Genomic DNA, 20632 nt, shown 5'->3' on the forward strand with positions numbered 1-20632 from the left:
TTAGAATCTCCCTCACAACTTAAACTCTATGAAGGTTATATCCATTGTAGTGGCTTACAATATCTATTACCTTTTACACAAAACTATATTAAACGATAATCTCATCTGCCAAAGGATTTTATGCTTCATATTTTTTTAGAAAAAATAGCTTAGAGCGCGTATCCCCAGGAGAAAGAATCTTTTACAATCTAGCACTAAAGACTTCTTGGGCATAAACAATGTAGGGGGTGATGGCACTTGAAGACTTGAATATCGCAAGGATTCTAGGTTTCACCCTCATAATGTCGCAGGAGCTCCTACTTCTTGCACCGAAGTTGTAAGTATCTAAACTGATTAAGGTTGGATATTCTTCTTCAGATAGACTATCCAACAACCGCCCAACATTAACCCGTAAAAAACAATCGCAACCAACGCTAATTTTTTCTTTTTTCTCCTTATAAGTGTTTTTCTACTAGATTGATGAGCTTTTTACTATTGTTGTGCAAACGACGAACAATTTCTCGCTTCTTATCCAAAATTTCTTCTGTATCCTCTGTGTGTAGCTCAATCCAACTTTCTTCTAAAGTTTCAACTTTTTGTTTGACGATTCCTTCCCAAAACTCTATTGCCTTTTGTCCTTATGGCAAAGACACAAACTTCAATTTCTCCTTGATACATTTCACAAAGAATCCTGTAGTTTTTCTCCGCTAGATTTGGATTTCTTTCATCTCCTCCACTCATAAAGGCGATGATTTTGCCATTAATCTCAACCAAAGCTATAAAATCTCCTGTTGTGAGATATTTTAAAGACTGCAATTTGGCGTCTTCTAAAAATTTTAAAAAACACCGTGATGATGATAGTTTTGCCAACTTCAGTTGCGTCTTTGAATTGTATAAAATGATTAATTTTAACCATTTTTACCTCCTTTTTTAAATATAAATTGAAAATAGTAGGTTGCAACAATAAGACATATTTTCTTGAATATTAATTTATAGTAAGAAATATTGTTGTAATTTGAAATCAAGATAAAATTTTATTTAATTCTCTCCATAGATTCGCACACTCTTCCACTGACAAGCCAACAACAAGATTAAATACCAAAACCATAGAATCCAAAACCACCTTCTAACAAAAACCAAATACACTATTTATTGCTTCAAGTAATCTTAATAAATTTTTAGCTAGAATCCCGACTTTTATTATTTTTAATAAAAAGAACTTCAAATTTAAGGAATTGTGTAATGTATGCAATTATTCAGAATGGAGGCAAACAATACAAGGTGAAGCAAGGCGATATTATTTTACTAGATTGCTTGAATCTTGAGCCAAAGTCAAAAGTTGAAGTGAAAGAAGTTTTAGCAATCTGCGAAAATGATGATGTGAAGCTCGGTGCGCCTTATATTGAGGGTGCAAAGGTTGAATTAGAAGTCATCAATGAGGGCAGAGGCAAAAAAGTCATCACTTTTAAGAAGCGTCGCAGAAAAGACAGCAAAACTAAGCGAGGCTTCAGGCGAGACTTTACACGCGTGCGTGTGATTAAAATCGTAGCTTAATTGCGACATTAAGGAGTTAATATGGCACACAAGAAAGGTCAGGGTAGCACCCAAAATAACCGTGATTCTGCGGGACGCCGCTTAGGTGTTAAGAAATTTGGCGGACAATTCGTTCGTGCGGGGAATATCATTATTCGCCAAAGAGGCACGAAAATCCACCCCGGAAATAATGTAGGAATGGGCAAAGACCATACAATTTTTGCTTTAATTGATGGCATTGTTTCTTTTGAAAGAAAAGATAGAGAACGCAAAAAAGTTTCTATTCTTCCTGCTTCTTAAACCTCTTTGTGGGATTCTAACTTTTAGGGTGAGATTTAGAATCCCAACGATTCTTTTTTAGTTTTAAGGTTATTTAATGTTTGTTGATAGTGTTGAAATCTTTGTATCTTCTGGCAAAGGTGGCGAGGGAGCCGTTTCGTTTCGTAGGGAAAAATATGTCTTAAATGGCGGTCCTGATGGCGGTGATGGTGGCAAAGGCGGCAATGTTTATTTTCAAGTGGATAATAATACCGATACACTTTCGTATTTTAGAGGACACAAACATTTCAAGGCGCAAAATGGACAACCCGGTCTCCCGCGCAACAAACACGGCAAAAAAGGCGAAGATTTAGTGATTATCGTGCCTCCGGGAACGCAAGTTTTTGAAGAGGACACACTCTTGTTGGATTTGTTAGAGGAAGAAGAAAAAATCTTGTTTTTAGAGGGTGGCAAAGGAGGTTTGGGAAATACGCATTTTAAAAGTGCAACCAACCAACGCCCAACCTATGCGCAAAAGGGCTTGTTGGGTGTAGAAAAAAAGATTCGTTTAGAGCTCAAATTAATCGCAGATGTGGGTTTGGTAGGCTTTCCAAATGTCGGCAAATCTACGCTTGTCAGCATCCTTTCTAATGCGAAGCCTGAAATTGCAAATTATGAATTTACTACCCTCATACCGAGTTTAGGAATCGTAAATGTCGGGGATTATCAATCTTTCGTGATTGCGGATATTCCGGGAATCATCGGTGGTGCGAGTGAGGGTAAAGGTTTAGGATTGGAGTTTTTGCGTCACATTGAACGCACACGATTCTTGCTTTTTGTGCTAGATATTGCAAACTATCGCACCTTAAAGGAGCAGTTCGCCACTCTAAAAACAGAATTAGAAAACTTCAGCTCTAAGCTATCAAATCGCCCTTTTGGGATTATGTTTTCTAAGATTGATACACAAAGTGAGGGTTTGCAAATGGAGGAAAATGAAGAATCCCAAAGCTTAGAAAAGCGCGTTGAAGAGTTTTTGGATACTTTTGGATTCCATTTGAAAAGAAAGGAATCTTTAATGTTTGTCCAAAAAGAAAAAGAGGATTTTGGAATTTCTTATGATTTTAATGCTCCTCTCTTTGTGGTGGGCGTTTCAAGCGTGAGTGGGAAAAATTTAGAATCGCTGCGCTTTCTTTTGTATTCCAGTTTAAAGGATTTAAATGCGCAAAAATAGAGTTGTGATTAAAGTAGGTAGCGCAATTTTAGTAGAAAACCGAAAAATAAATCTCGCACGGATAGAATCTCTAGTGAAACTCATCAGCGAATTAAGCGCGACTTATGAAGTGATTTTGGTATCTTCTGGCGCGGTTGCTTCGGGCTTCACTGCATTGGAATTGGACAAAAAAATAATGGCAAACAAACAAGCTTTGTCTGCCATCGGACAGCCGCTTTTAATGCAAATGTATGCCAAAGCATTGCAACCTTATGGAATCTTAAGTGCGCAAGTTTTGTTTTCTGCTTATGATTTGGATTCACGAAAACGCACACAAAACGCGCGTAATGCCGTAGAAATCTTGCTCCAAAACAAAGTATTGCCTATCATCAACGAAAACGACGCGACTGCAACGAGTGAGCTGAAGTTTTTAGGATTTGGCGATAATGACCAGCTTTCCGCTTATGTTACGCATTATTTTGACGCTTCTCTTTTAGCGATATTAAGCGATATTGATGGGTATTATGAAGAGAATCCAAAAGAGAATCCCAATGCAAAATTACGCAAGGTTGTAACAAAAATTTCAGAGGCAGAACTACAAGCCGAGGCGACACCTAATAATGCTTTTGCTACCGGTGGAATTGTAACAAAGCTAAAAGCCGCGCAATTTTTACTAGAAAACAATAAAGAAATGTTCCTCTCAAGTGGCAAGGATTTAGGCATTGTAAAAGAATTTTTGCTACAAGGTATACACTCCAAAGGCACACTTTTTACAAATAATAGTTTGTAATTTTGGTTTTGAAGTGATTAATGGGATTTTGCATAACGGTGGGTAACTCTTTTAGGCTTCTCGCAGTAGAAAATCTTAGCAACTTTGTGCAAAGACAAAAGACAACACTTAACGACTTTTTGCAATGCTGGGTTAGTGGTAACCTTAAGCAAAAATTTGCTAAAATGCGCAGTTTTTAAGTCAAATAAAGCATTTTGCATTTCAATTTGTATCTTTAGTTTAAGAAGTTTGCGCAATGGAAGAATTATTCACACAATGGCTGCAAGAATATGGTTATATTATTTTGTTTATTTGGAGCACTTTAGAGGGTGAGCTTGGGCTTATTATGGCTGGGATTATGTGCCACACTGGGCATATGACGATTCCTATTGCAATTATCGTTGCTGGATTTGGGGGATTTGTGGGAGATCAGGTGTATTTTTATATTGGACGCTACAACAAGCAATTCATCTATAAAAAGCTAAAAACCCAACGCAGGAAGTTTGCTTTAGCGCATTTGCTGTTGCAACGCTATGGTTGGCCTATTATTTTTGCGCAACGCTATCTATATGGTATGCGCACGGTGATTCCAATGAGTATTGGGGTTACGCGATATAGTGCGAAGACTTTTGCTTTTATCAACTTAATGAGTGCGATTGTTTGGGCTGCAATCACGATTTTACTTGCTTATTTCTTTGGTGAGCAACTCTTGCAAATCGTGCATTATGGCAAAGAACATTACTATATTGCGATTCCATTTGCAATTATTTTGGGTGGCGGAATTTATTATTATTTGCATAGAGCCACCGCAAAAGCAGAACAAAAAATCGCTAAATAAAGCTAAATAAGGAGAAAAATAAATGGAAATTTTAGCAAATTCTAAAAAAAGAGGAGATTTGGAAATCGTCCTTTTATATGATAAAAAGTTGCCAAAAAATCTAACAAAAGCTGAAAAAGAAGCGTTAGAGATTCGTAATTATAAGGGAGAGGGAAGTTGTTTTGTAGAATCAAGTAGAAAGTTTTTTGTTGGTGTTGAAAGTCATAATTATCCCTTTCCTAATGCTTTGCGCGATGCGTTAGCAAGTGCAGTGGGTGTGATTGGGAAGCTTAAAGTCAAGTCCGCCTCACTTCAAGTGAAAACAAAGCAAGAGGCTAGGGAAGTTTGCGAGGGGATAATGTTAGGTGCTTATTGCTTTGATACTTTCAAGACTAAGAAAAATGAAAATAACCTTAAAGAAGTGTATTTGCACACGACGCAATTTGCGCAAACTGATTTGGAATCTATCATTAAAGATTCCAAAATTTTAAGCGAAAGTGTGAATGCTATACGCGAATTAATCAATACGCCTCCGATGATTGCAACGCCAAAATATGTCGCGGATTTTGCACAAAGAATCGCGAAAGATTCCGGATTGGAATGCAAAGTTTATGATGAAAAATTTTTAAAATCAGAGAAAATGGGCGCATTTTTGGCAGTCGCAAAAGCAAGTGCAAACAAACCTTATCTTGTGCATTTAAGCTATAAACCTAAAGGCGCAAAGGGCAAAAAGTTGCCCAAAGTGGTTTTAGTGGGCAAAGGATTGACTTATGATTCCGGTGGGCTAAGCCTTAAACCCGGTGAGTTTATGACAACGATGAAATCAGACAAAAGTGGCGCGTGTGCGGTGCTTGGGATTTTGGAATCTGTGGCAAAACTTGGATTAAAAGCAGAAGTGCATGGGATTTTGGGGTTGGCAGAAAATATGATAGGAGGCGATGCGTATAAGCCCGATGATATTTTAATCGCGCGGAATCAAAAAAGCATTGAAGTGCGCAATACAGACGCGGAGGGGCGTTTGGTGTTGGCAGATTGTTTGAGTTTCGCAAGTGATTTAAATCCTGATGTGTTGATTGACCTTGCTACACTCACAGGAGCGTGTGTTGTGGCTTTGGGCGATTATAGCACGGGGATTATGGGATATAATCAAAAGCTTAAAGAAGACTTCGCCAAAGCAGCCTTTGAAGCGGGTGAGTTAAGCGGAATCTTGCCATTTAATCCTTATTTGAGAAAGCTATTTAATTCCGAAGTGGCGGATTTGTGCAATATCCCATCAAGTCGCTATGGAAGTGCGATTAGTGCAGGAATGTTTCTAGGTGAGTTTGTCAAAGAGTCTTTGGTGCAAAAATGGTTACATTTGGATATTGCAGGACCTGCCTATGTGGAAAAGGCTTGGGGTGTGAATCCCTTTGGGGCAAGTGGCGCAGGGATTCGTGCTGTTGTTCAATTTATTACAAATCTTGCGAAATAAAGGAAATTTATGGGGCTATCAATCGGAATTGTAGGACTTCCAAATGTCGGCAAATCCACGACTTTTAACGCGCTAACCAAAACCCAAAACGCACAATCTGCAAATTATCCTTTTTGCACCATTGAACCCAACAAAGCAATCGTGCCTGTGCCAGATACGCGCCTTGAAGAATTGGCAAAAATCGTGAATCCCCAAAAGATTCAACATTCTGTGGTGGAGTTTGTGGATATTGCAGGGCTTGTAAAGGGAGCAAGTCAGGGAGAGGGGCTAGGCAATCAGTTTTTGGCAAACATCAAGGAAACAGAGGTGGTTTTGCATATTGTGCGATGTTTTGAGGATTCCAATATTACACATGTGGAGGGCAGCATTGATCCTTTGCGTGATGTGGAAATTATTGAGACGGAATTATTGATTGCGGATATGCAGTCGTTGCAAAAGCGCATAGAGAGGCTAAATAGAAGTGCGAAAAGTGGCACAGATAAGGAAGCCAAGGCACAATTAGAAGTCGCACTTGCGCTTTTGGCTCATATTGAAAAGGGTTCGCCTGTGCGCGAATTTAACGATAAAAGCAATGAATGGTTTTTGCTTTTGGATAGAGAATTGCGATTCTTGAGTAACAAAGAAATCATTTATGGGGCAAATGTCGATGAGCAAGGGTTGGAATCGGATAATGAATTTGTCTTGCAACTCAAGCAATATGCCAAAAATAGCGGGGCGGAGGTAGTCAAACTCTGTTCTAAAATAGAAGAAGAATTAGTTGGTTTAAGCGAGGAAGAACAAGCGGAATTTCTTCAAGAATTAGGCGTGAGTGAGAGCGGATTAGACGCGATTATTCGTTTGGGATTTGAAAAATTAGGATTGATTAGCTATTTTACTGCGGGTGTGAAAGAAGTGCGTGCTTGGACGATTCATAAAGGCGATAAAGCACCTGTCGCGGCTGGAGTGATTCATAAGGATTTTGAAAAAGGATTTATCCGCGCTGAAGTGATTAGCTATGCGGACTTTGTGAAATATGGCGGTGAGAGCAAATCCAAAGAAGCGGGTGCTATGCGCGTAGAGGGCAAGGATTATATTGTCGTAGATGGCGATATTATGCACTTTAGATTCAATGTGTGATGCTTTTGTGATTTTAGAATCATTCGTCCTTGCGCGGAGTGAAGCGACAAAGTAGTCTATCATTTTATGAATTATTCACATTCTCTACCTCGTCATTGCGAGGCAACGCTGAAGCAATCCATAATCTCATATAAAGCGGATTCTACGACGGCGAGATTCAATAGTATAGATTTATAGCACGGGTGAAATTTGTTTCACAAATTGCACACCACGAGTTTTTATAAAGCTCTTGCAATGACTGCGGGTTTAGGATTATGGGTTGTTGAAATTATAGATTGCTATTTAATGCAGAATCTCGCAATGGCGCAGTAGTATAACGACGAAGATTCCACGCATTGTGCCTCTTAAATCGCGTGTGGCAAATTTCTATCCTTAAAGATTTAATTAGTAAAACTCTGCTAAAATCCGCATTTATTTTGCAAATTTAAAGGTTTAGTTATGGAAAATATCGGAAATACATTGACGCAGTTATTGCCTTTGATTGTTTTGATTGCGATTTTTTATCTTTTAATCATTCGTCCGCAACAAACACAGGCTAAAAAGCATAGAGAAATGGTTGCAGCACTTGATAAAGGTGATAAAATCGTAACAAGCGGAGGTTTTATTGTGGAGATTGTCAAGCGTGAGGAAGAATTTTTTATGGTGCGTTTAAACGACGATACAATCGTAAAACTCGCTAAAGATTATGTCGCTAAAAAGTTTGAGCAATAACCCAACGATGAAAAAAACTTTCAATTCTAAGCTACTTTTCTTTATCGTAGCGATTATTTTTGGAATCGCCCTTTCAATTCCCTCTTTTTTTCAAACCGCTGGACCTAAGATTGTGTTGGGGCTTGATTTGCAAGGAGGGTTGAATCTGCTTTTGGGCGTTAAAACGCAAGAAGCCATTAAGACGCGTTATTCTTCTGTTGCCTCGCAGATTAACTACTATGCGCTTGAAGAGCAAATTTTGCTGGACGCCTTAAGCGCAAAAGAAGATAATGTGAGTTTTGAATTGCTAGATTCTAATGAAAAATCCAAAATTGATGAATACTTAAAAGAGATTCCGGGTTTAAATATTGTAGAATCCAATCTTCATTACACGCTTTCTTTGACAGAATCCGAGATTGTCAATATAGAAAACTTTGCGATTGAACAAGCCATTGCAAATATTCGCAATCGTTTGGATCAATTTGGCTTATCCGAGCCAAGTGTAACCAAGCAAGGAGACGACGCGATTTTGGTGCAATTACCCGGTATCAAAACACAAGAAGAAGAGCAAAGGGCTTTGGAACTCATCTCCAAAGGTGGGCATTTGCAGATGATGGCAGTTGATGAAGCGCGTAATGCGAGAGTTTCAACTATGACAGAGCTAGAGGCGGAATCTTTTGGCGATGTGATTTTGCCTTTTATGAATAATACAGAACAAAAAATATTGCTTAAAGCGATTCCTATTTTAGATGGTGCAATGCTAACAGACGCGAGAGCGGCATACGACCAAAATGGACAGCCTATTATCAATTTCACACTTAATGCTCAAGGTGGCAAGATTTTTGGAGATTTCTCGGGAAAAAATGTCGGGAATCGTATGGCGGTCGTGCTTGATGGCAAGGTTTATTCCGCTCCTGTGATTCGTGAGAGAGTCGGTGGAGGAAGCGGACAAATTAGCGGTGGATTTAGTGTGCAAGAAGCAAGTGATATTGCAATTGCGCTTAGAAGTGGCGCATTACCCGCTCCAATCACCTTGCTAGAAAAACGAAGTGTAGGTCCCTCACTAGGAGCAGATAGCATCAAGGCTTCTTTGATTGCCCTGATTACCGGAGCTGTGCTTGTGATTGGCTTTATGATGTTTTATTATGGAATCGCAGGGCTGATTGCAAATGTGGCTATGGTGGTTAATATCCTCTTGATTGTTGCGGTTATGGCACTTTTTGGGGCGACTTTGACTTTGCCCGGTATGGCGGGGATTATTTTGACCGTGGGTATGGCAGTTGATGCGAATGTGATTATCAATGAAAGAATCCGCGAGGGATTCCGTGCAAGAGAAAATTTCGTTAAGTCTATGGAAAATGGCTATGCCAATGCCTCACGCGCGATTTTTGATTCTAATCTCACTTCTTTGTTTGCGGCGATTTTATTGTATGTGTGTGGGACAGGCACGATTAAAGGCTTCGCAATCACCATGACGATTGGAATCCTAGCTTCTATTATCACGGCTATTGTTGGGACACATGGAGTGTTTAGGGCATTGCAGAATCGCATTGTTAAATCAGGCAATTACGCGCTATGGTTTGGCTACAGAGAAACACGCAAATAAGGAAAGAGTATGGATTTTTTTAAGCATAATAAAATTTATGATTTTATGAAGATGTCCAGCTATGGAATCTTGCTTTCCCTAGTTTTGTTTGTGTTCTCGTTAGTTTTGTTTGTCAAGCCGGGTTTTAGCCTTGGCGTAGATTTCGCAGGAGGAACGCTTATCCAGCTACAATATAACACCCCTGCACCTTTATCGGAGATTCGCTCCAAATTAGAAGCGGTAGAATCCTATAAAGGAGCGCAAGTTAGCGAGTTTGGCTCACCAGAAGAAATTTTAATCAAACTTCCAACCGCAACTTCTAATGTCAATCAAGATATTGGGGAAGAAGTTGCTAGGGTTTTGCAGGATACAGGAGAATTAAGTATTCGGCGGGTGGATATTGTAGGTCCAAAAGTCGGAAGCGAATTGCAAGAAAAGGGGACTTTAGCCCTTGTTTTGGCTTTGGTGAGCATTATGCTTTATGTTTCCTATCGTTATGAATGGCGTTTTGCTTTGGCGGCGGTTTTGGCATTAGTGCATGATGTGGTGATTTCTGCGGGTGCGGTGATTTTGTTTGATATTGATTTGAATTTAGAGGTGATTGCTGCACTTTTAACGCTAATTGGCTATTCTATTAACGATACGATTATTATCTTTGATAGAATCCGAGAAACGATTGGTTTGCGCGCCAATGATAATTTGGAAAATGTGATTAATGAGGCACTTTCTGCGACACTTTCGCGCACAATGCTGACTTCGCTTACAATGTTTTTCTCTGTCTTTACGCTTTATCTTTTTGGCGGAGAGATTATCAAAGGATTTAGTTTGCCAATGTTAGTTGGCTCAATTGTGGGAAGTTATAGCTCAATTTTTGTTGCAAGTAAATTGGTGGTTTTGTTTAAATTTGATTTGAAAAAATACCACCAAAAAGTCGCAGAATCCGAACGCAAAGCATTAGAAAAAAAGAAATTGCGTGAAATGTATGAAAAAGGAAGAGTGTAATGGATTGGGGCAAAGTTCTTTTTATATTTTTTATTTTGATGAGTTTGACTTCAACGGTGGGCTTTTTGTATGACCAAAGCTTGGTGATGTTGTTTATTGCCGGGGGAGTGAATCTTCTATCTACGATTCTAAAAGTCGGGGTGCGCAGTTTTATGTCTGCCGAGCTTATGGCGGCTTCTCTTGTCGCAGATTTGCATTTAATTCCTGCTTTTATTTATATGCAGGTTTTTGATAATATCAATGTCGCAGTTGCTTTGGCACTTGGTGCAGTGGTGGCAAATATAGTATCTATCGTGTTTGTAGCTATTGAAAGTATTAAAAGCTATAACGATTATAATTAGGAGCTAAATCGTGGAATACAATGCAAAAGTAATTGAAAAAAAATGGCAGAATTTTTGGGAAGAAAATGGGCTTTATGAGCCAAAGCCTGATAAATCTTTACCTAAAAAATACATTTTAAGTATGTTTCCTTATCCTAGTGGCAATATCCATATGGGGCATGTCCGCAATTACTGCATTAGCGATGCGATTGCTAGAAAATTCCGCAAAGATGGCTTTAATGTCCTGCACCCTATTGGTTGGGACGCTTTTGGAATGCCTGCAGAAAATGCTGCAATCAAGCACAAAACACACCCTAAAGCTTGGACTTATTCTAATATTGAAAATATGAAGCGACAACTTTATAGCTTGGGATTCTCATTTTCTAAAACGCGCGAACTTGCGACTTGCGATTTGATTTATTCTAAATGGGAACAAAACCTCTTCATTGCGATGTGGGAAAAAGGCTTGATTTATCGCAAAAAAGGCTTTTTGAATTGGTGTCCAAAAGATCAAACCGTGCTTGCCAATGAACAAGTGATTGAGGGGAAATGTTGGCGTTGTGATACTCCTGTGGTGCAAAAAGAAATGTATCAATATTATATTAAAATCACGGATTATGCGCAGGAATTACTAGACGATTTAGACGCTTTAGAGGGTAAATGGCCTAACCAAGTGCTAACAATGCAGAGAAATTGGATAGGAAAATCCAAAGGCTTAAGCTTCGCGTTTTTACTAGAAAAAAAGATAGAATCCTCCACAGAAACTTTAGAATCTATAGAGGTTTTTACGACGCGTCCTGATACGATTTTTGGCGTGAGTTTTGTCGCTTTAGCACCAGAACACCCTTTGGTAAAAGCAGTTTTGGAAAATGCGCAAAACTATGGAATCTCTGAAGAGCAAAAAGCGCAGATTGTGGCGATTCAAAATACAAGCGAAAGAGAGAGGGCGCAGCAAGAAAAATTAGGAATCCCACTTGGAATTTCCGTGATTCACCCCTTAACCCAAGTTAAGATTCCGCTTTGGGTGGCGAATTTCGTGCTTATGAGTTATGGAAGTGGGGCAGTGATGAGCGTCCCAGCGCACGATGGACGCGATTATGAGTTTGCCAAAAAATACAATCTTCCAATTATTCCGGTGATTGCTCCTAAGGATTCTGGTGAAAAAGCACAAGAAAATAGTTGCGCAGAAGACTTTTATGATGGAGGTGGAATCCTCATTCATTCCAATGAATATAATGGCTTAGATAATGAAGAGGCGAAAGCAAAAATTATTGAATATTTTGAAAAGAATCAACTAGGAAAAGCAGTTGTGAATTTCAAGTTGCGGGATTGGGGTGTTTCAAGGCAACGATATTGGGGGACGCCGATTCCATTGATTCATTGTCCTAAATGCGGAATCGTTCCTGAAAAAAACCTACCTGTTGCTTTGCCTGAAGATGTCGTGATTGACGGGGAGGGGAATCCATTAGACAAACATCCTTATTGGAAGTATTGTGCGTGTCCAAAATGCGGTGCAAATGCGCTTAGAGAAACAGACACGCTAGATACTTTTGTGGAATCTAGTTGGTATTTTTTGCGCTACACGACACCTCAAGAATTGCGCGAAGATGAGGTTTTTTCGCGCGAAGATGAAAAGTATTGGATGAATGTTGATGAATATATCGGCGGGATTGAACATGCGATTTTGCATTTGCTTTATTCAAGATTTTTTACAAAAGTCTTACGCTCACTTGGATTAACGGATTCTAATGAGCCATTTTCTCATCTTCTCACGCAAGGTATGGTAACCAAAGAGGGCGCAAAAATGAGCAAATCTAAGGGAAATGTCGTAGACCCCGAAGAGATTATCACACAATATGGCGCGGATACTGCGCGTTTGTTTATTTTGTTTGCCGCTCCTCCTGTGCGCGAGTTGGAGTGGAATGATTCCGCACTAGAAGGTTCTTATCGCTTTATTAAAAGGCTTTGTGCTAAGGTAGAAAAAATACAAAAAAGCCAAAGTTTGCCCACAATAGAATCCAAAAATCTAAGCGAAAAAGAAAGATGTGCGCGTAAAAAAGTCTATGAGGCTTTGAAAAAATATCAAGAAACTTTTTGCCATGAAAGCGGCTATGCTTTTAATACGCTGATTGCGGCGTGTATGGAAGCTTTGAATGCACTAAATGAGCAAGATAATGTAGAGATTTGGAGTGAGGGATATTTCATACTTTTAAATATCTTAGAGCCGATTATCCCGCATATTTGTTGGGAGCTAAGTCAAGAATATTTTGGTTTGCAAAACTTCAAAGAGATTCCGCTAGATGAAGAAGCACTCAAAGAGGATTCTATCGTAATGGCAATTACGATTAATGGAAAGAGACGCGGAGAGATTAAAGCGGATTTGAACACAGAAGAAAAACAAATCCTAGAACTCGCCAAGAGGGAAGTTGCCAAATGGATAGAGGGCAAAACCATTATAAAAGAAATTGTTGTGCCAAATAAACTTGTTAATTTCGTGGTTAAATAATGGCAAAAATTTCTAAAATCTCTCTTTTTGCTGCATTTTTTTGCGCATTTTTGATTCTCCTTAGTGCGTGTGGCTATCAGCCCATAGCGCATAAAACTAAAAAAGCAGTGGGGGAAAGGGTTTTTGTGGAAGTCAAAATCAATCCACGCGACCCACAAAATAGCGTGGCATTAAAAGACGAAATCACACAAGCAATTTTTGAACGATTGGGCGTGAATGTCTCCAATAAAGCAGATTCTGATTCTACTATTGAAGTGCAATTACAGCACATAAGATTTTCTTCACTCGCGGAGAATCGCGTAGGATTTGCGACTTTTTATCGTTGTGAAGTGAGTGTGGAGTTTAAGTATTTCAATGCTTCAACACAAAAAACAAGGATATTCTCCAAAAAAGGTTTTCATAACTTTTCGCTTGATAACACCTCTATTATCACAGATTCTGTGCGCTTAGAAGCAATCAACGAAGCAGTGATTCAAGCGGTTGATGGTTTTATCTCACAAATAGGAATTGAAACACAATAATGCAAAATGCCCAAATCATTGCTAGAGAAGCATTAAAAGAATTGTTAAAAGAGGGTAAAGAGCCAACTCCGGAGCTTTATGAAGAGGCATTTTATGCACAGGCGAAAAAATTAGGAAACAATGTAGGAGAGAGGGGATTTAGCATAGAAAAAATCCTTGAAATGTTGGACAAAGAAATCAAGGCAAGTTTTTTTAATCGTCCATTTAAAAGCAAAAATGAACTTATTACGGCTTTGGTAAAATCTATCCATCATCTTTTCTTTTATAAAAAAAATTTTTACACTCAACTAGAGATTCTCAAATTGCTTTTGCGTTTGCTTTCCACCCATCCACAAAAGGAAATCAGCCAACTTGCCAAAGGGCAATTGCTAGAGATTGACAAGCTTAATGCACAATCTATGCAAATGTGGCGTGAGCGTTGGGCGGAACAAATCAAAGCCATTTCCGAATTGGATTTCGTGGATTTAGTAAAGGGTTTGGAGATTTTAAGTGGTTTTAAGATTCCAGATTCTCCCTTTCATCAGTGGCAAAAGGAAGTGCAGAGGGCTTTGGAAAAGGGCATTAGTAAAGAAAATAAACTGAAGTTTTTGCAACAATTAGAGGGAATCTTAAAAGAACAATTTACCAAAGCGCAAAATCAATCAGAAGAAATAAGCAAAGAGATTCCAAAAGAAAACAAACCACAGCCTCCCCAAAAACCCGCTCCTTTGAAATACCAACAAATCTCTTCTCTGCCTATTGACGCGATGACGACGCTTGTAAGTAAGCAAGGCATGCAAGAAGTTTTGGATTTCGCGGAATCGCAATTTATAGAACACCAAAAAAATTATTCGGTGATTGTGTTTGGAATTGCAGCCTATGAAAAAATCAAAGAACATTTTGGGGTAGAAGCGGCGAAGCGCGTATTGGCGACTTTGGGGAGATTGTTGAAGCAATACAGCAATGAAAGCGACTTGATTGCCTATTATGGCGAGGAAGAGTTTTTGGCATGTTTGTTGGAGCGCACGAAAGAAGAGGCAATCGCATTTATCCGCAATTTGGATTCTATTGTTAGTCAGAGTATTTTTATGTTTCAGCAAACACGCATTCATATTTCGCTAAGCGCACAAGCTTCTCATCGGGTGGAATCCGCGAGTTTGGAAAGTATGCTCAAGATTAGTTTAGAAGCATTTGAAAGACATAAAGACTCGAAAGGAATCATACAATATGAATCTTAACGCGCACAATCAAACACAATTAGAAAGATTTTTGGACGAAAAAGGCGCAGAATATGCTCCCTTTGATCCCACGCGTGCGCCAAGAATTTTGAAGCAATTACAGATTCCAACTCCTCCTAAACGAATCATTGTGCAAGTGATTGGCACAAATGGCAAGGGAAGCACGGGGAGATTTTTAAGCCTGATGTTACACCAATTAGGAATCAAGGTGGGGCATTTTAGTTCGCCGCATTTGCTGACTTTGTGCGAGAGGTTTTGGAAAAATGGCGCGATTCTATCAAGAGATGCTTTAAATGAGGCATTTTTGGCACTTGATTCTATGGCGGAATCGCAATTAGAACAAGCAAGTTATTTTGAAGCTTTAACTTTTTTGGCATTGAAAGTCTTTGAAGATTGTGAAGTTTTGGTTCTTGAAGCGGGGCTTGGAGGCGAGTTTGATTCTACGACAACTTGTGCTAAAGCTGATTTGACGCTCTTTAGTAGCATTAGTTTAGATCATCAAGAAATCTTGGGAAATACTCTAGAAGAAATCGCCACAACAAAGCTTAAAGCAATGTCTAAAAGGGCAATTTTAGGATTCCAAAGTGAAGAACCCTATGGAGAAAAAGGCAAGGTTGCAGGTATTATTCAAAGAATCTCACAAAAAATCGCTGGAGAGAAACAAGCAAAACTAGAAATTTTAGATGTAATTCCAAGTGAAATTTCCCAATGGATTCTTGCGCGAAATTATCCGCACTATCAAGCACAAAACCTTACCCTTGCGTATCGTGGATTCCTAGCTGCGCAAGATTTGTTGGCTACAAAAAAAATTTGGAATCAAGAAAAGCTGCAAAGATTTGCGGGGAAATTTGCACTAGATTGTATGCTAGAATCCTTGCCTTTGTTAGATTTGCAAGGGCGTATGCAGAGATTTGCGCCCAATGTTTATTTAGATGTCGCGCATAATGTTGATGCAGCTTATGCACTTGTAAAGCAAATAAAAAATGATTCTTTTAGTCAAAATAAATGTGTTTTAGTTTATAATTCTTATTTTGATAAGAATCCCTATGCAATTTTGTCTATATTAAAGCCAATCATTAAGCGGGTGGAAATCCTAGAAGTGCCAAATGAGCGGATAATAGAAAAAGCGCAATTAGAAAAGATTTTACAAGAATTAGAGATAAAGTTTCAAGAATTTAAAATGATAGAAAAGCAAGAAAATTATTTAGTATGTGGTTCATTTAGTGTTGTTGCAGAGTTTTTGGCGCGTTTTTCAAAGACTTCAGAGAATGAAAATTAGGAAAAAAGAGTGAAGAATCGTTTTGTTGTTACTATTACTGATGTGAATGGTTCAAAGCAATATAATATCCGTCAGTATATGAAGCAAATTGTGCTTTATGTGATTTTGCTTGTTGTGGTGATTTTTTTCTTTAGTTTTATTTCCATTAAGCTTCTTTTAAAAGAAGTCAAGCAGATTGAGACTAAACGCGATTTAATGCAACAAGAATATCTAAAGATTAACGAGAAAAACGAGCAATTACGCGCTTTGGTTGATGAAAAAACCGAAGAATTAGTCAAGGTTTCTGACCGCATTGAAGACTTAGAGGGAATCGTTGGTTTGAGCGATCAGACAATAGAAGCACCGCAAGATTTGAGTTTGATTGAGCGTGTGGATTTGGCAAGAATCACAGGAGCGCAAAAAGCCTTTGTAATGCAATTAATTCCTAATGGTGCTCCATTACGCGGGAGTTATCGCGTTACTTCTGAATGGGGAACGCGCGTGAATCCTGTGTTGCAACGCACAGCCCCTCATAATGGTATAGATTTTGGCATACCTGTAGGGACGCCTATTTATGCACCCGCTGATGGCGTAGCAGATTTTACTAATAATGGTTATAATGGTGGCTATGGAATTATGGTAAAATTAGAACATTCTTTTGGGTTCAAAACATTTTATGCGCATTTGAGCAAAATTGTTGTGAATAAAGGGGATTTTGTGCAGCGCGGACAACTGATTGCGTATTCTGGGAATACCGGCAGAAGCACGGGACCACATTTGCATTATGAAATTCGTTATCTAAGTCGCGACCTTAATCCCCGTCCCTTTGTAGAATGGACAATGCGGGATTACACGCAAATTTTTGAAAAGGAGAAAAACATAAAATGGCAATCTTTGCTAACAATGATAAACAAATTAGCGGAAATTCAGGAAACACCAGTATTATTGCGCAGGGAACAAAGATAAAAGGTGATGTGATTAGTGAGTGCAATCTGCATATTGATGGCACTTTAGAGGGAAATATTATTGCTAAAACCAATGTCGCAATCGGAAAAAACGGAAGCGTCAATGGCAGTATTAACTCGGAACATTTGGTAGTGAGTGGGAAATTAATGGGAAATTGTGAATGCAATATCGTAGAGATTCTACCACAAGGCAGGATTGATGGTAGCATTACAGCAAAAGAGTTGATCATTGAAAAAACCGGAGAGTTTGTTGGACAAAGTGTTGTGTATAAAAATAACGAATTTACCAATGGATTTGACAAAGCAAACAGAGGTGGCTTAGATAAATCAAAGATTACACCCTTTAGCGTGAAAAAATCAGAGGACGGCGGTGATTCAAAGTAGCGTTTATGCGTTCTTAAAAAATTCCAAAAAAGAATTTCACCACCATTTCAAAAATGGCTTGGTGATAATAAGTGAAGAGAAGCAAAGCGCGTTAGGTGCTTGTGATGTTGCCCGATTTTTGGGATTTAATGCTTTTGTATTGCCCGACTTTCGCGCTCATTTTGGCGAGGATTTGCGTAGCTTCCAAGAGGAATTAGGTGAGATTTTCGCCACATTGCGAGGATTTTATGCTTGTAAAGGCGAAAAAATCCTCTTTAGCCCCCTTTCCACGCTGTTGCATTCTTTGCCAAATGCCAAATCTCTACAAGGCATTTCTTTGCAAGTGGGCGTAGATTACCCCCTTAAAGATTTCAAAGAAACTTTATTTCATCTAGGCTATGAATTTGTAGATTTAGTAGAGCTTAGCGGAGAAGTCTCGGTAAGAGGGGATATTGTGGATATTTTCACGCAAGATTCGCAACCTTATCGGATTACATTTTTTGGCGATGAATGTGAGAGTATCCGCAAATTTGATGTGCAAAACCAACTTTGCTCCAAAGAAGAATTAGAAACCCTCACGATTCCACCGGCTTTTTTTAATCTCAATGCAGAATCCTACACGACTTTACAAAATGCAATTTTAGAACAGCAAGATTCGTTTTTAAAAGATGTTTCAAATAGTAGCACAATGGCGAGTTTTGGGTTTTGGTATTTGGATATAATTAACGCTGCGCAAGATTTTTTGCAGACTTATCCTTTTGTATTATTACCCAATGTTAAGGAATTAGCAAAAGAAGTTTTGGGATTCAAAGAACAAAACGAACAAAGTTTGCAAAGAATCTTAAATGGCGTGGAAATAGAGAGAGATTCGCAATATCAAGACTTTGAATACCAATTCAATACGCTAAAGAATTTTTTGGAATTTCATAAAGATAAGCGCATTACGATTCTTGCCAAAACGGAATCTCAAGTGCGTCAAGCAGGGTTTTCGCTAACTGATACGCGATTCCGTTTTATGCTTGATTGGGATATTTCTGTTAATATCTTGGGCAAAGACGAGCTGATTTTATCTCTTAATTCTCCTCAAAAGCAGAAAAAGCGTGTAAAGGCTAAGATATTTTTAGATGAATTGAATCTTGGCGATTATGTGGTGCATTGTGATTATGGGGTGGCAATTTTTAACGGAATCGTTCAGGCAAATATTTTTGGCGCGACAAGAGATTTCATAGAGTTACGCTATCTTGGGGAAGACAAGCTACTTTTGCCGGTTGAAAACCTAGATAGAATTGACCGCTATGTGGCAGATAGTGGCGGGATTCCAATGCTAGACCGCTTAGGCAAAGGTTCGTTTGCAAAACTCAAAGAAAAAGTGCGAGAAAAGCTTTTTGTGATTGCCAATGCGATTATTGAACTCGCAGCAAAACGCGAATTGCTTGATGGTGCGGTTTTTGATGTTACAAAAGAAGAAATTTTGATTTTCCAAAACCAAAGTGGATTCCATTATACAGAAGACCAAACCCAAGCGATTGCGGAGATTTTCAAGGATTTAAGCAATGGGCGCGTAATGGATAGATTGCTAAGTGGAGATGTGGGATTTGGCAAAACTGAAGTTGCAATGAACGCGATGTTTGCGGCATTTTTAAGCGGCTACCAATCCGCCATTATCGCGCCGACAACCTTACTTGCTTACCAGCATTTTAATACCTTGCAGGAGCGATTCGCTCCTTTTGGGCTGAAACTCGCGCGACTAGATCGCTATGTCAGCGCAAAAGACAAAAAAACTATACTTAATGGGCTTAAAAATGGAGAATTAAACGCAGTTGTTGGCACACACACGCTTTTAAATGTGGAGTTTAAGAATCTCGCGTTGATTGTGGTTGATGAGGAGCATAAATTTGGTGTCAAGCAAAAAGAAAGAATCAAAGATTTAAGCCAAAATATTCACTTACTTTCTATGTCGGCTACTCCGATTCCGCGAACGCTAAATATGGCACTCTCGCGCATTAAAGGCTTAAGTGAGCTTAAGATTCCTCCTAGTGAGCGACAAGCCACAAGAACTTTTGTTAAAGCTTATGATGAGGTTTTGCTAAAAGAAGTGATATTGCGCGAAATTAGACGCAATGGGCAAGTGTTTTATATTTATAACAACATTGCCACGATTGCACGAAAAAAAGATGAAATCTTAAGCTTTTTGCCACAATTAAAAATCGCGATTCTGCATTCTCAAATCCCCTCTAATGAAGCAGAAGATATTGTGCTAGACTTCGCTAAGGGCAACTATCATCTTTTGCTTTGCACAAGTATCGTAGAATCCGGGATTCATCTGCCTAATGCCAATACAATTATCGTAGAGGGTGCGGATTGCTTTGGAATCGCAGATTTGCATCAGTTGCGCGGACGCGTAGGAAGAGGGAACAAAGAGGGATTCTGCTATCTTTTGGTGAAAGATTTTGAACACATCACTGCTGATGCTAAAAAACGACTTTTGGCGTTAGAGAAAAACTCGTTTTTAGGAAGTGGTGGCGCACTTGCTTATCATGATTTGGAGATTCGTGGCGGTGGGAATTTAGTCGGAGAAGCGCAAAGTGGACATATCAAAAACATAGGATATTCGCTTTATCTAAGAATGCTTGAAGAGGCGATTTTCACTCTAAGCGGAGATGTGCAACAAAAGCAAAACTCGGTTGATGTGAAGCTTAGTATCACGGCGTTTTTGAATCCTGAATTGATAGAATCCGAACGCTTACGATTGGAAATCTATCGGAGACTTTCTCGCGCTCAAGAAGAAAATGCAGTTTTTTTGATTGAAGGGGAGATTGAAGAGCGATTTGGGCGGTTGGATATTTATACAAGGCAGTTTTTGGATTTGATTCGCATTAAGATTATTGCGCGAAATTGCGGAATCGCAAGTATTTTAAATTACCAGCAAAACATTTCTTTCGTGGATTTAAAGGGTGAGAAATTCACGCTTAAGGCGACAAGCAAGGACGAGGACGATTTGCTTAAGGCGGTTTTTGGGCATTTGGAGACTTTGAAATCGCAAAAATCGTAG

Annotated in this window: 21 protein-coding genes; 19 read left to right on the plus strand and 2 right to left on the minus strand. The window is 39.0% G+C overall.

Annotation, left to right across the window (positions count from 1 at the left end):
- Positions 1–567 precede the first annotated feature (567 nt).
- Positions 568–795 carry a hypothetical protein gene (locus tag LS69_RS01315; protein WP_194145371.1) on the minus strand — a complete coding sequence of 76 codons (228 nt, stop codon included), beginning with the start codon at positions 793–795 and terminating at the stop codon, positions 568–570.
- Complete coding sequence (locus LS69_RS10295; protein ID WP_194145372.1) at positions 746–895, minus strand: hypothetical protein; 150 nt, start codon at positions 893–895, stop codon at positions 746–748. Before LS69_RS10295 ends, LS69_RS01315 begins: the two co-directional genes overlap by 50 nt.
- 326 nt (positions 896–1221) lie before the next feature.
- On the opposite strand from LS69_RS10295, the gene rplU reads away from it, so the two are divergent.
- From rplU to mfd, 19 genes are all read left to right on the plus strand, one after another.
- Complete coding sequence (gene rplU, locus LS69_RS01320; protein ID WP_138121601.1) at positions 1222–1533, plus strand: 50S ribosomal protein L21; 312 nt, start codon at positions 1222–1224, stop codon at positions 1531–1533.
- A gap of 21 nt (positions 1534–1554) precedes the next feature.
- Positions 1555–1812 (plus strand): 50S ribosomal protein L27, encoded by a 258-nt coding sequence (gene rpmA, locus LS69_RS01325; protein ID WP_138121602.1) that lies wholly within the window; start codon positions 1555–1557, stop codon positions 1810–1812.
- A 76-nt stretch (positions 1813–1888) separates the two neighbouring features.
- Complete coding sequence (obgE, locus tag LS69_RS01330) at positions 1889–3001, plus strand: GTPase ObgE (protein ID WP_138121603.1); 1113 nt, start codon at positions 1889–1891, stop codon at positions 2999–3001.
- Positions 2988–3770 (plus strand): glutamate 5-kinase, encoded by a 783-nt coding sequence (proB, locus tag LS69_RS01335; RefSeq protein ID WP_138121604.1) that lies wholly within the window; start codon positions 2988–2990, stop codon positions 3768–3770. Before obgE ends, proB begins: the two co-directional genes overlap by 14 nt.
- A gap of 235 nt (positions 3771–4005) precedes the next feature.
- Positions 4006–4587: a DedA family protein gene (locus LS69_RS01340; protein WP_138121605.1), complete on the plus strand. Its 582-nt coding sequence runs from the start codon at positions 4006–4008 to the stop codon at positions 4585–4587.
- 22 nt (positions 4588–4609) lie between these two features.
- Positions 4610–6037 carry a leucyl aminopeptidase gene (locus tag LS69_RS01345; protein WP_138121606.1) on the plus strand — a complete coding sequence of 476 codons (1428 nt, stop codon included), beginning with the start codon at positions 4610–4612 and terminating at the stop codon, positions 6035–6037.
- 9 nt (positions 6038–6046) lie between these two features.
- On the plus strand, positions 6047–7153 hold the full coding sequence (gene ychF / locus LS69_RS01350) for a redox-regulated ATPase YchF (RefSeq protein WP_138121607.1): 1107 nt from the start codon (positions 6047–6049) through the stop codon (positions 7151–7153).
- 189 nt (positions 7154–7342) lie between these two features.
- Positions 7343–7465 carry a hypothetical protein gene (locus LS69_RS11030; protein ID WP_275050950.1) on the plus strand — a complete coding sequence of 41 codons (123 nt, stop codon included), beginning with the start codon at positions 7343–7345 and terminating at the stop codon, positions 7463–7465.
- A 126-nt stretch (positions 7466–7591) separates the two neighbouring features.
- Positions 7592–7864: a preprotein translocase subunit YajC gene (gene yajC, locus LS69_RS01355; RefSeq protein WP_138121608.1), complete on the plus strand. Its 273-nt coding sequence runs from the start codon at positions 7592–7594 to the stop codon at positions 7862–7864.
- A 7-nt stretch (positions 7865–7871) separates the two neighbouring features.
- A complete protein-coding gene (secD, locus tag LS69_RS01360) occupies positions 7872–9449 on the plus strand; it encodes a protein translocase subunit SecD (RefSeq protein WP_138121750.1) in 1578 nt (525 codons plus the stop codon).
- Positions 9450–9458: 9 nt separating this feature from the next.
- Positions 9459–10430 carry a protein translocase subunit SecF gene (gene secF / locus LS69_RS01365; protein WP_138121609.1) on the plus strand — a complete coding sequence of 324 codons (972 nt, stop codon included), beginning with the start codon at positions 9459–9461 and terminating at the stop codon, positions 10428–10430.
- Positions 10430–10771 carry a DUF6394 family protein gene (locus tag LS69_RS01370; protein WP_138121610.1) on the plus strand — a complete coding sequence of 114 codons (342 nt, stop codon included), beginning with the start codon at positions 10430–10432 and terminating at the stop codon, positions 10769–10771. The genes secF and LS69_RS01370 overlap by 1 nt, the downstream gene beginning before the upstream one ends.
- Positions 10772–10781: 10 nt before the next feature.
- On the plus strand, positions 10782–13256 hold the full coding sequence (gene leuS, locus LS69_RS01375) for a leucine--tRNA ligase (RefSeq protein WP_138121611.1): 2475 nt from the start codon (positions 10782–10784) through the stop codon (positions 13254–13256).
- Positions 13256–13777: an LPS assembly lipoprotein LptE gene (gene lptE, locus LS69_RS01380; protein ID WP_138121612.1), complete on the plus strand. Its 522-nt coding sequence runs from the start codon at positions 13256–13258 to the stop codon at positions 13775–13777. The genes leuS and lptE overlap by 1 nt, the downstream gene beginning before the upstream one ends.
- Positions 13777–14994 carry a diguanylate cyclase gene (locus tag LS69_RS01385; protein ID WP_138121613.1) on the plus strand — a complete coding sequence of 406 codons (1218 nt, stop codon included), beginning with the start codon at positions 13777–13779 and terminating at the stop codon, positions 14992–14994. Before lptE ends, LS69_RS01385 begins: the two co-directional genes overlap by 1 nt.
- Positions 14984–16273 carry a Mur ligase family protein gene (locus LS69_RS01390; RefSeq protein WP_138121614.1) on the plus strand — a complete coding sequence of 430 codons (1290 nt, stop codon included), beginning with the start codon at positions 14984–14986 and terminating at the stop codon, positions 16271–16273. The genes LS69_RS01385 and LS69_RS01390 overlap by 11 nt, the downstream gene beginning before the upstream one ends.
- A gap of 9 nt (positions 16274–16282) precedes the next feature.
- Positions 16283–17218 (plus strand): M23 family metallopeptidase, encoded by a 936-nt coding sequence (locus LS69_RS01395; protein WP_138121615.1) that lies wholly within the window; start codon positions 16283–16285, stop codon positions 17216–17218.
- On the plus strand, positions 17137–17601 hold the full coding sequence (locus LS69_RS01400) for a polymer-forming cytoskeletal protein (protein ID WP_138121616.1): 465 nt from the start codon (positions 17137–17139) through the stop codon (positions 17599–17601). Before LS69_RS01395 ends, LS69_RS01400 begins: the two co-directional genes overlap by 82 nt.
- Complete coding sequence (mfd, locus tag LS69_RS01405; RefSeq protein WP_238699059.1) at positions 17588–20632, plus strand: transcription-repair coupling factor; 3045 nt, start codon at positions 17588–17590, stop codon at positions 20630–20632. The genes LS69_RS01400 and mfd overlap by 14 nt, the downstream gene beginning before the upstream one ends.

The organism is Helicobacter sp. MIT 05-5294, from assembly GCF_000765675.1.
Taxonomy (GTDB): Bacteria; Campylobacterota; Campylobacteria; order Campylobacterales; family Helicobacteraceae; genus Helicobacter_D.

What these genes read in the sequence shown, in the direction of transcription:
- LS69_RS10295 (WP_194145372.1), bottom strand. Translation starts at nt 895, where the DNA reads ATGGTTAAAATTAATCATTTTATACAATTCAAAGACGCAACTGAAGTT.
- rplU (WP_138121601.1), top strand. Translation starts at nt 1,222, where the DNA reads ATGTATGCAATTATTCAGAATGGAGGCAAACAATACAAGGTGAAGCAA.
- rpmA (WP_138121602.1), top strand. Translation starts at nt 1,555, where the DNA reads ATGGCACACAAGAAAGGTCAGGGTAGCACCCAAAATAACCGTGATTCT.
- obgE (WP_138121603.1), top strand. Translation starts at nt 1,889, where the DNA reads ATGTTTGTTGATAGTGTTGAAATCTTTGTATCTTCTGGCAAAGGTGGC.
- proB (WP_138121604.1), top strand. Translation starts at nt 2,988, where the DNA reads ATGCGCAAAAATAGAGTTGTGATTAAAGTAGGTAGCGCAATTTTAGTA.
- LS69_RS01340 (WP_138121605.1), top strand. Translation starts at nt 4,006, where the DNA reads ATGGAAGAATTATTCACACAATGGCTGCAAGAATATGGTTATATTATT.
- LS69_RS01345 (WP_138121606.1), top strand. Translation starts at nt 4,610, where the DNA reads ATGGAAATTTTAGCAAATTCTAAAAAAAGAGGAGATTTGGAAATCGTC.
- ychF (WP_138121607.1), top strand. Translation starts at nt 6,047, where the DNA reads ATGGGGCTATCAATCGGAATTGTAGGACTTCCAAATGTCGGCAAATCC.
- yajC (WP_138121608.1), top strand. Translation starts at nt 7,592, where the DNA reads ATGGAAAATATCGGAAATACATTGACGCAGTTATTGCCTTTGATTGTT.
- secD (WP_138121750.1), top strand. Translation starts at nt 7,872, where the DNA reads ATGAAAAAAACTTTCAATTCTAAGCTACTTTTCTTTATCGTAGCGATT.
- secF (WP_138121609.1), top strand. Translation starts at nt 9,459, where the DNA reads ATGGATTTTTTTAAGCATAATAAAATTTATGATTTTATGAAGATGTCC.
- LS69_RS01370 (WP_138121610.1), top strand. Translation starts at nt 10,430, where the DNA reads ATGGATTGGGGCAAAGTTCTTTTTATATTTTTTATTTTGATGAGTTTG.
- lptE (WP_138121612.1), top strand. Translation starts at nt 13,256, where the DNA reads ATGGCAAAAATTTCTAAAATCTCTCTTTTTGCTGCATTTTTTTGCGCA.
- LS69_RS01385 (WP_138121613.1), top strand. Translation starts at nt 13,777, where the DNA reads ATGCAAAATGCCCAAATCATTGCTAGAGAAGCATTAAAAGAATTGTTA.
- LS69_RS01390 (WP_138121614.1), top strand. Translation starts at nt 14,984, where the DNA reads ATGAATCTTAACGCGCACAATCAAACACAATTAGAAAGATTTTTGGAC.
- LS69_RS01400 (WP_138121616.1), top strand. Translation starts at nt 17,137, where the DNA reads ATGGCAATCTTTGCTAACAATGATAAACAAATTAGCGGAAATTCAGGA.